Origin of the sequence: Nonomuraea harbinensis (assembly GCF_019396385.1) — a bacterium.
In the GTDB taxonomy this organism is placed as follows: Bacteria; Actinomycetota; Actinomycetes; order Streptosporangiales; family Streptosporangiaceae; genus Nonomuraea; species Nonomuraea ferruginea.
The window spans coordinates 18,872-32,387 of sequence record NZ_JAHKRN010000024.1 but is presented as its reverse complement, the minus strand read 5'-3'; the positions used below and the strand labels follow the sequence as shown (position 1 = coordinate 32,387).

Annotated in this window: 5 protein-coding genes; 2 read left to right on the top strand and 3 right to left on the bottom strand. The window is 70.4% G+C overall.

Translation table 11 applies throughout. The annotated features are described in order from the left end of the window. Positions 1-22 precede the first annotated feature (22 nt). The 3 genes from KME79_RS24115 to KME79_RS24105 are packed head-to-tail and all read right to left on the bottom strand — an operon-like array spanning position 23 to position 9,455. Positions 23-3,559, bottom strand: coding sequence for a ThuA domain-containing protein (locus KME79_RS24115; protein WP_219546443.1), 3,537 nt, complete (start codon positions 3,557-3,559; stop codon positions 23-25). An 18-nt stretch (positions 3,560-3,577) separates the two neighbouring features. After that, the gene (locus tag KME79_RS24110; RefSeq protein WP_219546442.1) at positions 3,578-6,748 is read right to left on the bottom strand and encodes a glycosyl hydrolase family 95 catalytic domain-containing protein; all 3,171 of its coding nucleotides are present in this window, start codon (positions 6,746-6,748) and stop codon (positions 3,578-3,580) included. Between the two features lie 13 nt (positions 6,749-6,761). After that, positions 6,762-9,455, bottom strand: coding sequence for a ricin-type beta-trefoil lectin domain protein (locus tag KME79_RS24105; RefSeq protein WP_219546441.1), 2,694 nt, complete (start codon positions 9,453-9,455; stop codon positions 6,762-6,764). 609 nt (positions 9,456-10,064) lie between these two features. On the opposite strand from KME79_RS24105, the gene KME79_RS24100 reads away from it, so the two are divergent. Together KME79_RS24100 and KME79_RS24095 are read left to right on the top strand one after the other, a co-directional pair. Further along, positions 10,065-12,152 (top strand): alpha-L-fucosidase, encoded by a 2,088-nt coding sequence (locus KME79_RS24100; protein WP_219546440.1) that lies wholly within the window; start codon positions 10,065-10,067, stop codon positions 12,150-12,152. A 148-nt stretch (positions 12,153-12,300) separates the two neighbouring features. Continuing rightward, positions 12,301-13,509: an ROK family transcriptional regulator gene (locus tag KME79_RS24095; protein WP_219546439.1), complete on the top strand. Its 1,209-nt coding sequence runs from the start codon at positions 12,301-12,303 to the stop codon at positions 13,507-13,509. Positions 13,510-13,516: the final 7 nt, after the last annotated feature.

Sequence of the window (13,516 nt, the reverse complement as noted above, 5' to 3'; positions counted from 1 at the left end):
CGCCGGAGGTGAAGAGCCGGTGTCAGCTGATCCGGGTCAGCCGCCACTGCTGGTTGCTGCCGGACCCGCAGGTGTACTGGATGAGCTGAACTCCGTCGGCCGTCGAGGCGGCGGGCACGTCCAGGCACTTGCCGCTGTGCACAGACACGATGCGGAAGACACCGCCGGCGGCGGGTTCGAACCTCCATCTCTGGTTGTTGCCGGTGTTGCACGCCCACTGCACGAGGAGGGCGTGGTCGGCGGTGGAGGCACCGTTGACGTCCAGGCACTTGTTGCTGTGGACCGCGGCCAGGGTGAAGGCGCCGCCGCCCGCGTCGGCCGCCCTCCACCGCTGGTTGGCGCCGCCGTTGCCGGGCCACTGCACCACGGCGCCCCCGTCGGCGGTGGAGTGCCCGCTGACGTCGGCGACCTTGCCGCTGTGGGCGGCGGTCAGCGTGTAGACGCCGCCGTTCACCGGTCCGGAGCCGCCGCCGGGGACGCCCACACCGGGTCCGTTGAGGGTGAAGGCGTCGAGGTCGAACGGCCCGGCCATCGGGGACTTGAACACGGCGTACAGCGTCTTCGTGCCACCGGGGTCGGTGACCGGGACCGGCGGCAGCCACACGTAGGTGTTCCATCCGCCGGTGCTCGGGACCGTCCGGCTCGCGACGAGCGGACCGGTGGGCGAACCGCTGCGCAGTTCGATCGAGCCGCCGTTGTCCGCCGGTGAGGAGACCCGGAACGACACCGAGGTGACGTTCTTGAGGTTGATCGCGTCGAAGGCGATCCAGTCGTTGTTGGAGATGTCGCCGATGCGCTTGCCGTTCTCGGCCCCGGCCTGGTCGACCACGCGGATGCCGGACGAGCCGGTGTAGTGCTCGGCCTGCCGGTGCATCGGGAGAAGCCTCACGTTGACCGTTCCGACCAGGCCGCCCTTGTCGGTGTACTTGGCCAGCAGCACATGGAAGAAGTTGGCGGTGGCGTCGTGGCCGCCGTTGTCGGTGGGGAACGAGCCGGTGCAGCCGTTGATCGTGCTGACGTCGTGGCTGTGCTCGTCATGGCCGATCGCGTACAGCACCGAGACCTTGGAGCAGTCGATCGCGGTGCCGTCCTCGGGATCGGTCACCTTGACCCGGTAGTTGATCGTGTGGCCGTCGCCGAGGAATCCGCCGTCGGGCGGCTCCTCGAAGACGACGGTCGGCCTGGTGTTGCCGACGGTGACGTCGGCGGTCGCCGAGCCGGTCTTGCCGCCGGGGTCGCGGACGGTCAGGCGTGCCGTGTACATGCCGTTGGAGGTGTAGGTGAAGGCCGGGTTGGCGGCGGTGGAGTCCGTGGTGCCGTTCCCGTCGAAGTCCCAGGCGTAGGTGAGCGCGTCCCCGTCGGGGTCGGAGGACCCGGCCGACGAGAACGTGACGTTCAGCGGCGACGGCCCGGTGTCCGGGGTGACCGTGATCTTCGCCAGCGGGGAGCGGTTGCCGTTGACGTAGTCGACCCGGTAGACGCCGTCGTCGGGGTGGTCCTCGAACCAGCCGATGCCCCAGTCGAGGTAGTACATCGCGCCGTCGGGGCCGAAGTCCATGTCCATCGGCGAGCGCAGGTTCAGGCCGGGCACGAAGTTGTTGATCTTCAACAGGCCGCCGTCGCCGTCCAGCCGCATCTCGCGGATGTAGTTGCGGCTCCACTCGAAGAAGAACGGGGTCTTGTCGTAGTAGGCGGGGAACTTCCGCTCAGAGGTGCTCGCGGCGTCGTAGCGGTAGAAGGGCCCGCCCATCGGCGCGCCTCCGCCGCTGGTCCCCATCTCCGGGTACGGCGAGCCGGCGTGGTAGTCGTACCAGACGGTGGCGGGTTTGGCGGCGGGCAGGTTCTGCAGTCCGGTGTTGTTGGGCGAGGTGTTCACCGGCGCCGTGCAGTCGAACGTCGGCCCGGACGGGCCGCTGGGGAAGGTGAAGTCGTTGAACGGGGTGTTGTCGCCGATGCAGTAGGGCCACCCGTAGTTGCCCGGCTCCTTGATCAGGTTCCATTCGACGATGCCTTCAGGACCGCGGCCGGGGTTCGCGGAGCCCGCGTCCGGGCCGTAGTCCGCGGCGGAGATCCAGCCGGTCACGGGGTCCACGTTGAACCTGAACGGGTTGCGCCAGCCCATGGCGTAGATCTCGGGCCTGGTCCTGGCGGTCCCCTGGGGGAACAGGTTCCCTTGCGGGATCGTGTAGCCGCCGTTCTCCCCGGGGTGGATCCGCAGGATCTTGCCGCGCAGGTCGTCGGTGTTGGCCGAGGTGCCCTGGGCGTCGAACCGCTCGCGGCCCGGCCGTTCGTCGATCGGGGTGTACCCGCCGGACTCCGACGGTTTGACGTCGTCGCCGACGCCGATGTAGAGGTTGCCGCCGGGGCCGAACTCGATGTTCCCGCCGGTGTGGCCGGGTTCGGGGGTGCGCCAGGCCGGGATGTCGATGATCTTCTTCTCGCTGGCCAGGTCCAGCGCGGTCCCGGCCGCGTTCAGGGTGAACTGTGAGATCCGGTTGATCTCGGCGCCGCCGGCGGGCGAGTAGTTGATGTAGAGGCGCCTGTTGGTGGCGAAGCCGGGGTCGGCGGCGATGCCGATGACGCCGTCCTCGCCTCCGGTGTAGACGTTCAGCGTCGCCAGGGTGGTGGTCGTGTGCACGCCGCCCTCGCTTGTGATCATCTTCACTTTGCCGAGGCGTTCGACGTAGAAGACCCGGCCGTCGGCCGCGACGTCCAGGGCCATCGGCTGGGCGGGCTGGTTGTCGAGGGTCACCTTCTGATAGCGGCCGGCGACCGTGCCGCCGCAGGATCCGGCCTCGGCGCCCGCCGCCCATTGCACGCCGCCGAGGACGTGCTGCTGGAACATCGGCTCGGAGTAGGACGAGGCCTGGTGTCCCATGGCCGTGGCCCATACCTTCGCGGGCTGGCCCTCACGGCACCACGAGATCGGGTGGTCGTGGCCCATCCGCGACGGGCCGGCGTCATAGGTGGTCTCGTCCGCGGTCACCAGCACGTGGACGTCACCGCGCATGTTCTTGTCGAAGTTGTACCACTCCTCGGCGCGCACCCACCGGTCCGGCAGCCCTCTCGTCGAGGGGTGAACCTTGTCGGCGACCTTCGCCGTCCCCTGGACGACGGCCGAGTGCGCGGTCATGTGCGCGCCGCCCATGACGACCTGGTCCCACCAGGGGAACTGCGTCTCGATGTTCATGTCGGTGGTGTTGTGGACGGCGACGATGCCCTTGCCGCTCGCCGCGTAGTCCTGGACGCCCTGGCGCTGGGCGGCGGTGTCCCAGACCATGCCCGAGTTCTGGAACATGATGATGACGTCGTAGCTGCTCAGGGTGGCCGAGGCGAAGACGTTGGAGTCCTCGGACAGGTCGAGCTGGAAGTTGTGGTCGGCGGCCAGCCGCTGGAACATCGAAATGCCGGCGGGGATGGCGTCGTGCCGGTAGGCGCCGGCGGCGGTCTTGGTGAACAACAGTGCCTTGAACAGGGGCGCGGACGCCTGCGCGGGCAGGGCCGGGGAGAGCAGGAGGGTCAGGGTGAGGGCGAGGAGTGCGGATAACTTCTTTCGCATGGGGGGTGTCCTGTCGGGCTAGAGAATCCATCTCTGGTTGGCGCCGCCGTGGCAGGTCCACAGGACCAGCGCGGAGCCTGCGGCGGTGGCGGCGTTCTTGACGTCCAGGCACTTGCCACCGATGCCGGTGAGCGTGCCGTCGGGGTTGAGCGTCCATTCCTGGTTGGCGCTGCCGGAGCAGGGCCACGCGATGACGGGGGTGTCGTCGGCCGAACCGCCGCCGCTGGCGTCCAGGCACAGGCCGGTGCCCGCGGTGACGGCCCCGGCGGCGCCGCCCAGGGTCCAGCGCTGCCCGGCGCTCCGGTCGCACGACTGGATCGTCACCGGTGAGCCGTTGCCCGAGCCGGCCGCCAGGCAGCGGTCCGAGGCGGAGCCGACGAGCGCGACGGCCCACTTCTGGGCGGCGGAGCCGGACACGCACGTACCGAGTCGCACGGCAGAGCCGTTGACGGTGACGCACATGCCGCCGATGCCGGTCAGGGTGCCGCCGGCGGTGAGCGTCCATCTCTGGTTGGCGCTGCCGGAGCAGGGCCAACCGATCAGCGCGGTGCCGTCGGCCGAACTGCCGCCGAAGGCGTCCAGGCACAGCCCGGATCTGCTGGTCAGGGCGGCGGTGGCGGGGTCGTAGGTCCAGTCCTGGCCGGCCGAGCCGTCGCAGGCGGCGGTCTGTACGGCGGTGCCCGGGGCGGGCGTGCCGCCGGCCAGGCCGGCGCACCGGCCGGTGGCCGGGTGGTGGAGCGGGTTGGCGGCCTTCCGGACGGCCGCGATCGTCCCGGTCGCCCGGTAGGTGCGGCCCGCCGTGGCGGTGAAGGAGACGCGGTCGCCGTCGCGGGTGGCGGTCACGGTCTGGCCGGTCGTGGTGTCGACCAGGGTGAAGGGGCCGGTGAACAGGTGGCCGCGCACGGCGAGCGGCCCGCTGTTCTTCGGCGTGAGGATGAACTCGGTGCGGCCGTCGGCCTGCCAGGACGCGCCGACGGTCACGTCGCCGCGGGCCTTCAGGCCGGTGACCGAACCCGACCGCCACGCCGCGGGCCGGGCCGGGAGCAGATGGACGTCGCCGTTCTGGCTCTGCACCAGCATCTCGGTCACGCCCGAGGTGGCGCCGAAGTTGCCGTCGATCTGGAACGGCGGATGGGTGTCGAACAAGTTGGCCAGGGTGCTGCCCTTGAGCTGCTCGGCGAGCATCTTGTGGGCGTGGTCCCCGTCGAGCAGCCGCGCCCAGAAGTTGATCTTCCAGGCCTTGGACCAGCCGGTGCCGCCGTCGCCGCGGGCGGTGAGCGAGGTCTTGGCCGCCTCGGCGAACTGAGGGGTGGTCGCGGGCGAGATCTGGTTCCCGGGATGCAGGGCGTACAGGTGGGAGACGTGCCGGTGGGTGTTCGTGCGGCCGTCCAGGTCGGCCTTCCACTCCTGGAGCTGGCCCCAGGAGCCGATCCGCAGTCCGGGGTCGAGCCGGTCGAGTGCGGTGGTGAGCCGCCCCTGGAGGGCGGTGTCGGCGCCGAGCTTCCTGGCGGCGGCCAGCGTGTCGGTGAGCAGGCCCCAGACGATCTGCTGGGCCATGGCCCCGCCGGCGGTGAAGTCGCCGTGCTCGGGCGAGTAACTCGGAGTCACGACCAGCTTCCCGTCGCGCGGGTCGGTGCGCAGGCTGGCCAGCCAGAACTCGGCCGCGCCCTTGAGCAGCGGGTAGGCCCGGTCGCGCAGGAAAGCCTGGTCCTGGTTGAAGCGATACAGGTCGTAGACCTGGGAGGCGAGCCAGCCGTTCGCCTCGGGGAACCAGAACGCCGTCGCCCAGTCATGCACTCCGGTGAAGCCGTACGGGTTGGTCTCGTTGTGCACGACCCAGCCGGGCGCGCCGAACATGTCCGTGGCCGACTTGGTGCCCGCGGCTTTCAGGTCCTCGACGAAGGCGGTGAACGGCTCGGCGGTCTCGGCGAGGTTGGCCTGCGCGGCTGGCCAGTAGTTCATCTGGAGGTTGATGTTGGTGTGGTAGTCGGCGCTCCACGGGGGCGCGGTGGAGTTGTTCCACACGCCCTGGAGGTTGGCGGGCAGCGACCCGGGCCGCGAGGAGGCGATGAGCAGGTACCGGCCGTACTGGTAGAACAGCTCCTCCAGGCCGCGGTCGTCCGGGGAGGCGCCTCCGGTGTAGGCGGCGCGGAGCTGGTCGGTGGGCTTGTCGGGCAGCGCCCCGCCCAGGTCCAGACTGACCCGGTCGAACAGGGCCCGGTGGTCGGCGACGTGCGCGGCCCGCAGATCGGCGTACGGCATGGCCGCCGCCGCGTCGACGGCCCGCGTCACCGCGGCGTGCGGGTCCGTCCCCCGGTAGGTGGGGTACCGCGGCGCGTAGTCCGTGCCCGCGCTCATGACGAACGTGGCGCTGTCGGCGCCCGTGACCCGCACCTGGCCGTTCCCGCCGGTGACCGTGCCGCCTTCGGCCTCGACCTGGATCTGCGACTCGAACGCCAGGCCGTTGCCGGCCAGCGCGCCGCGGATCGTGAGCCGTCCGCCGTTCGCCGTCGCGGTGAAGTCGCTGCGCGGGGAGGTGTAGCGCAACGTGAAGGAGATCTTGCCCGGCTGGTTCGCGGTGAGCCGTCCCGCCACGACGCCGCCGGGGTGGCTGGCGAAGTACTCGCGGTCGAACACGGTGCCCGCGCTGGTGTAGGAGACCTTGGCGACGGCGTCGCGGATGTTCAGCGACCGCCGGTAGCCGGTGTGGGCGGGATTCGCGTCGGCCATGTCCAGGCGCAGGTCGCCGAACGTCTGGTAAGCCCCGTATCCGGTGCGCGCCTGCCCGAGCTTGCCCGTCACCCAGCCGGGGGCCGCCTTGCCGTCGGCGTCGATGGCGTCGACGACCTCCTGGAGAGCGGACGGGCGCGGCGAGGTCCAGTTGCCGTAGGTGTATCCGGCCGTGCCGGGGCCGCCGGTCCACAGGGTCTTCTCGTTGAACTGCAGTTGTTCGGAGCCGACCCCGCCGAACACCATCGCGCCGAGGGCGCCGTTGCCGATGGGTAACGCCTGGGACTCCCAGGCCGTCGCGGGCTGGGCGTACCACAGGGTGTCCGGCTCGACGGCAGCCGAGGTGCTGGTGGTAGCGGTTGTGGTTGTGGCGGTGGTGGCCTGGGCCGCCGTGGGGATCGGCATCAGCGCCGCGGCGGCCAGGCAGGCGAGTGCCAGGGCGGTTTTGAGAGATCTCATGGTCAATCCCGTGCTAGGTGAGTGTCCAGCGTTGGTTGGGTGCGGCGGTGCAGTCCCAGATGATCAGCCTGGTCCCGTTGCCCGTGGCGCCCTGGAAGGCGTCCAGGCACTTGCCGAGGGAGCGCAGGGTCTGGGTCCCCGCGTCATAGGTCCACTTCTGGTTGGCGCCGCCGTGGCACGCGTGCAGATCGACGCTCGCCCCGCTGACACCGATGCCGCCATGGACGTCCAGGCATTTGCCGAGCGCGCGTACGGTGCCGTCGCCCGGCCTGGACCAGGTCTGGTTGGGGCCGCCGTGGCAGTCCCAGAGCACCAGCCGGGTGCCGTCGGCGGTGGCCGCGCCGGGGACGTCGACGCACCGCCCGCTGGCGGCTCCGCGGATCGGGCCGCTGGTCCGCTCGCCGGGCGGGGTGCCGGTCACCGGGGTCGCGGCGGGCAGCGTGGCGCCGGAGGCGACGACGGTGAACGGCGCGCCGGTCGGCTTGGTCCCGGTCTTGACGCGTAGCACGGTGTCGTGGAACCAGCCGGTGTCCGCCGCGTCGAAGGCCGCGCGGGTGGCGTGGGCGGGGAGCGTCGCGCCGTCCAGTGTCACCGCAGCCGGGGCGCCGCTGACGTGCAGGTCCAGCTGGTAGCCGCGGGAGGTCAGCTTGCCGGCGAAGTTCCCCTGGGAGGCGCCCACGGTGACGGTGATGTCGCCGCTGCCCTGGGCGGGCGCGGTGACGTCGACCTTCTGCCGGGCGGACGCGCCGTTCTGGTGAGCGCGGGTGACCCCGTCGTCCTCGTACAGGGTGAAGGTGGAGGAGCCGCGCGGGTAGACGTCGAAGGTGATCGGGGTGAGCGGCTTCTCGCCGCTGTGGTTCATCTGCGGCCACATCGGGACGATCGAGCCGCCCTTGACCAGGAGGGGCAGCCTGTCCAGCGGTGCGCTGTAGCCGTCCAGCCATCCCGGCCCGCGCCAGGTCCTGCCGGTCCAGTAGTCGGTCCAGGTGCCCTCGGGCAGATAGATGTCGTCGCGGACGGCGGTGTCGGAGGTGACCGGCGCGACCAGGAACGCCTCGCCCGCCATGAACTGCTGGCTGGTCAGCTCTCCCCGCGCGACCGGGTCGGCGGGGAACTCCAGCGGCATCGCCCGCACGGTCGGCACGCCGGTGTCGGCGGCGTGGCGGGCGTGGGTGTAGAAGTACGGCATGAGCCGCATCTTCAGCTTGAGATACGTACGGTTGATCGACAGGTAGGGCTCGTCCCACCGCCAGGGCTGCTTGTCGTTGTAACCGGCGGCCGGGTTGGCCGCGCCCCAGCCGGACATCGTCATGAAGGCCGGGGTGAACGCCTTCCACTGCAGGTCGCGCACGTAGGTCGGGCCGGAGCCGCCGTAGATGCCGTCCACGTCGCCGGAGGCGTAGTTGAAGGCGGAGAAGCCGGCGCCGGCGATGGCCGGCACATGCCAGCGCATGTCGTTCCAGGTCCCCGAGGTGTCCCCGGTCCAGACGACCGCGTTGCGGTGGGTGCCCGCCCAGCCGTCGACCGTCCAGACGAACCGGCGGGCGTCGGAGTTGCCCTCGATCCCGTTCACCGCGGACTGCACGCCGTCGAAGGCCCGCTGGTAACCGGAGCCGACCCAGGCGACGTCGGTCTTGACCGCGCGGGTGCCGGCGGTGCCGACCTCCCAGGCGATGTCGGACAGACTGCTCTCGGTCCACAGGCCGGTCTGGAAGCCGAGCCTCCTCAGCTCGGTCACCACGTGCGGCAGATCCTCGTACCCGCAGCTGTAACCGTCGTTGGGCAGGAACCAGCCGGAGGGCATGTCCTTGGTCCGGGCTTCCTGGGCGTAGGCGAGGACGTCGGGGGTCCTCAGGTGGCCTGCCCGGTTCCGCGGCCCGGTCCCCGCCGGTGTGTCGTGGGTGGACCAGCAGTCGGCGTTGCCCAGCTCCAGGCCCCAGATCGGGGCGAGGAACGGCTTGCCGGTGACGTCGGTGTAGTCGCCCAGCAGGTCCTTGGGGGTGTCGCCGACGAAGAAGAAGGCGTCCAGCCGGTTCTCCTCGTGCCTGGTCGTCACCGGTGAGGCGAAGGTGTACTGGCCGGGCTGCCAGGTGTTGCGCATGACCGCGTACCCGTTGGTGGACATGTAGAACGGGGCGGGGCTGGCGTTGCCGTTCTCCTTCCAGTCGTTGGTGACCCGCACCGGGACGCTCTTGCCGCGCAGCGCCCAGGCGCCCAGGCGCAGCCCGGTGCCGTAGAACTGCTCCTCGGCGCCCCGCGACAGGGTCTGCGTGGTGGCGGTTCCGTCCCAGGTGAGGCCCGTGGTCTCCGACCAGACGAGGGTGCGGTTGTCGGCCTTGTAGAGCGCGAACCTGAGGGGGGACTTGTACACCCGCAGGTTGAGTGCGCCGGTCGTGATCCGGTGGTGGTCACCGGCGTCGGTGTGGACGGGGTTGACCGGGCCGAACTCCGTCGTCGTGGCGAGCCGGCCGCCGACGGGGTCGCTGAAGTCGCCGTCGGGGGCGAGCCACAGCCGGAAGACGTCCGCGCGGGCGAAGTCCACCCGCACCTGGGCGGAGCCCGCCGTGATCGTGAACGTGTCGCCTGTCCGCCCGAATCCGGTGACCGGGCCGATGGTCGTGGCGGCGTGGGCCGCCGGCGTCACGGTCACCGCGCGGAGCAGGCAGACGAGGAGGAGCAGGGAGAGGAGGGCGCGGGGGTGTGACATGGCATGACCTCCCGGGGCGGAGACGATCAGCTCGGTGCGCGGAGGCACGGCAGGCCCATGGTTCGGACGACGGTGACGCGTAAGGCAGGGGTGGTGCGAAGCGTTCCGGTGCGTGTATCTGCCGGAATCCGGCGATGTTCGTGCGGTATTGCGCCGTAATATAAGACGATATGGGGACCTTGCCCAGATCTTTCGCCGAAATTCGATAAAAGTTCCGTGCGAGTCACGACAAAAGGCCCGCATCATCACGTAGAGCATCCGCCCCGACGCTCTGCGCATTGGGCCTTGCAAGCTCGTTCTTGCGCTGCTACCAAAGATTTCGATCAGCTTCAAGCAGGGCTCTCTCGCACCCCCTCACGTCCCAGAACTTGTGGACGAAACCGCGTAATGAGGTCGTACGGCGTCACCTCTCCCTAAGTGAGGAGGCGCCCATGCCCGATACCGGCGGACCCTGGACCACGAGTCTGCACTCATTGATCCGATGATTCAAGGATATTCAGTCCGGTTCGGTATCATATGACGATGACATCTTGCCTATACATCCGATGTGTCGCACACTTCCGGTGACGACCTCGTGAATCCCGCCGACACCCCCAGGGAGACAGGCACGTGTTCAGCCATCTGATCGGCGCGCCCTTGAGCCGCCGGCACGCGCGGCGATCCGCGATCACCGCTCTGGTCATGCTCGCCACCCTCGTCAGCGGGACTGCCGCCGCCGGGCCGGCGTCCGCCGAGGAGAATCCCGTCGTCGGCATCTCCGACTCCGACACGCACGCGCAGATCATCGAGAAGGCGGCCAGGGTGACGCCGACAGCGCGGCAACTGGCCTGGCAGCGTGAGGAGCTGACCGGGTTCATCCACTTCGGGCCGAACACCTTCACCGGCCGGGAGTGGGGTACGGGCACCGAGGACCCGGACGTGTTCCAGCCGTCCGGCCTGGACACCGACCAGTGGGCGGCCACGTTCAAGGAGGCGGGCTTCAAGAAGGTCATCCTGACCGCCAAGCACCATGAGGGCATGCTGCTGTTCCCCTCGGCGTACTCCTCCCACGGGGTGGCGTCGAGCAGTTGGATGGGCGGCAGGGGCGACGTCGTCAGGTCGTTCACCGACTCGGCGCGCGAGCACGGGCTCAAGGTCGGCTTCTACCTGTCGCCCTCGGACCTGTACGAGGCCCAGCCCGGTCGCACGTTCGGCAACGGCAGCCCGAAGGTGACCTCGACGATCCCCGGCGGGGGCGGCACGGGGCCGTCGTTCACCTTTCAGGCCGACGACTACAACCGCCTCTACATGAACACCCTGTACGAGCTGCTCACGAAGTACGGAACGATCGACGAGGTGTGGTTCGACGGCGCGGACCCGACCGGCGGCAGGCAGTCCTACAACTTCACCGACTGGTTCCAGATGGTGCGCACGCTGCAGCCGACGGCGGTCATGTTCGGCGGCCCCGATGTCCGCTGGGTCGGCAACGAGCTGGCCTACACCACACGTGCCAGTGAGTGGAGCGTCGTCCCCCAGCTCGGCACGCCGGATCCGGACGGGCCGCGCAACCCCACCTACGGCGAGAGTGCCGACAACATCGCCGGCGATGACAAGCTGACCACCGCGTCGGACTACCTGGCCTGGCATCCGGCCGAGTGCGACGGCCGGTTGACGGGGAACTACTGGTTCTGGAACCCCAACGCGAGGCCGATCTCGCTGAACGCCCTGACCGACGCGTACTTCAACTCGGTGGGCCGCAACTGCCAGCTGCTGCTCAACGTCGCGCCGGACAGGACGGGGAGATTCCCCGCCGCCGAGGTGACCCGGATGCGCGAGTTCGGCGACAGGATCAGATCGATCTTCGCCACCGACCTCACCGCCGCAGCGAGCGCCGCCAACGACACGGGGACGTCCAACACCGCCGGCAACGGCCCCGGCAACGTGCTGGACTCCGACGACGGCACCGCCTGGCAGCCGGCAGGCACCAGCGGAGGCCTCGTTCTCGACCTCGGCTCGGACAAGACCTTCAACGTGGTGAACCTCCAGGAGAACATCCAGGTGGGCCAGCGGGTGTCGAGCTTCGCGGTGGACGCCCTGGAGGGCACGACCTGGCGGCAGGTCACCGGCGCCACCACGATCGGCTACAAGCGTCTGCTGCGGCTGCCGGCCCCGGTCACCACCCGTAAGGTCAGGCTGCGGATCATCTCCTCCCGGGCGCTTCCTCCGGCGATCGCGACCCTCGGCCTCTACCAGGACGGCCCTGCGGAACCGGACAACCTGGCCCTGAACGCGCCCGCCACCCAGTCCAGCACCCACGGCAGCGGAGCCGTCGCCGGACGGGCCGTGGACGGCGACACCAACGGCGGCTTCTTCGCCGGCTCGGTCACCCACACCTCCGACACCCCCCTCGACGCCAACCCCTGGTGGCAGGTCGACCTCGGTTCCTCCAAGCAGGTGAGCAAGGTCAACCTGTGGAACAGGAGCGACTGCTGCTCCGACCGGCTGCGCCAGTTCTACGTCTTCGCCTCCGACACGCCCTTCACCTCCGCCGACCCGCGGACCACCGCGGCCCAGAGCGGGGTGTGGCACCACTTCCAGAGCACGGCCGCGGGCACGTCCCTGTCCCTGCCGGTGGGCCGCACCGCCCGGTACCTGCGCGTCCAACTGGTCGGCTCCGACCGTCCGCTGTCACTGGCCGAAGTCCAGGTCTTCGGCTGACCCTGCGAGCATCCCTTCCACCTGGCCCATGGCGGCTGTCACCACGACAGCCGCCTCGGCCTGTCCCCGCGTTCGTCACGTTGACCGGGCCGGCGCGGCCCCGTCGTCCGAGGTCTCCCCACGGGGCCGCCCCACGAGGAGAACAGAAGTGAAGCGCACGACGCCGCGGCAGGAGAACGCCCAGCGGGAGCGTCTCCTGCGCCTGCTGCAGGATGGCCCGCGGAACCGGGCCGAGCTGGGCGACCTCGTCCGGTTGTCGCGCTCCGCGCTCGCGGGGGAGCTGGCGCGGCTGAGCGAGCTCGCACTGATCGAGGAGGTGGAGCTCGCGACCTCCCGCAAGGGGCGGCGGTCCAGGATGGTGCGCCTGTCGCCGAGCCTCCGGTTCGCGGCCGTCGTGATCGGCGCCGCCTCCGTGAACGTGGCGATCACGACAGGCGACCTGGAGATCCTGGCGCAGGCGTCGGAGTCGTGCGACGCCCGGCAGGGGCCGGACGCGGCGCTCTCGGTCGCCCTGGATCTGCTGGGCGAGCTGCGCTCGCAGGGGCTCGCGCCGAGGCTGCACGGGGTGGGGATGGGGGTGCCGGGCCCGGTCAGCTTCCGCGACGACTTCGCGGTCGTCCCTCCGGTCATGCCGGGCTGGGACCGGTATCCGGTACGGGACGCGCTCACCCGGCGGCTCGGCTGCCCGGCGCTCATCGACAACGACGCCAACCTCATGGCGCTCGGAGAGATGCACGCCGGGGTGGCCAGGACCGCCGGCGACTTCCTGCTCGTCAAGCTCGGAACGGGCATCGGGTGCGGCATCGTCATCGATGGCGGGATCCACCGTGGGGCCTCCGGCAGCGCGGGTGACATCGGCCACGTCCAGCTGGACGACCACGGCCCGGCCTGCTTGTGCGGCAACACCGGCTGCCTTGAGGCCTACATCGGCGGCACGGCGATCGCCCGCCAGGCCGAGGAGGCGGCCCGCTCCGGAACGTCCGCCGGCCTGGCCGAGCGGCTGGCCAGAGCCGGCCGGCTCACCGCGCAGGACGCCGGCGCGGCGGCCGCGGCGGGCGACGCCACGGCGATCGCGATGATCCGGGACGGGGGACGCCGCCTCGGCCAGGTCCTCGCGGACCTGGTCAGCTTCTTCAATCCCGGTCTCATCGTGATCGCGGGCGGCCTGGCCGATCTGACCGGCCTGGGCCATGTCGTGCTCACCGAGGTCCGCAGCGTCGTCCATCGCCGGTCGCCGCCGCTGGCCACCCGGGAGCTGCCGATCATGCTTTCCGAGCTCGGGGACACCTCGGGAGTCGTGGGGGCGGCCAAGCTGATCAGCACCCACGTCCTCTCCCACCGGCCCGCTGACCTCTGACCGGACC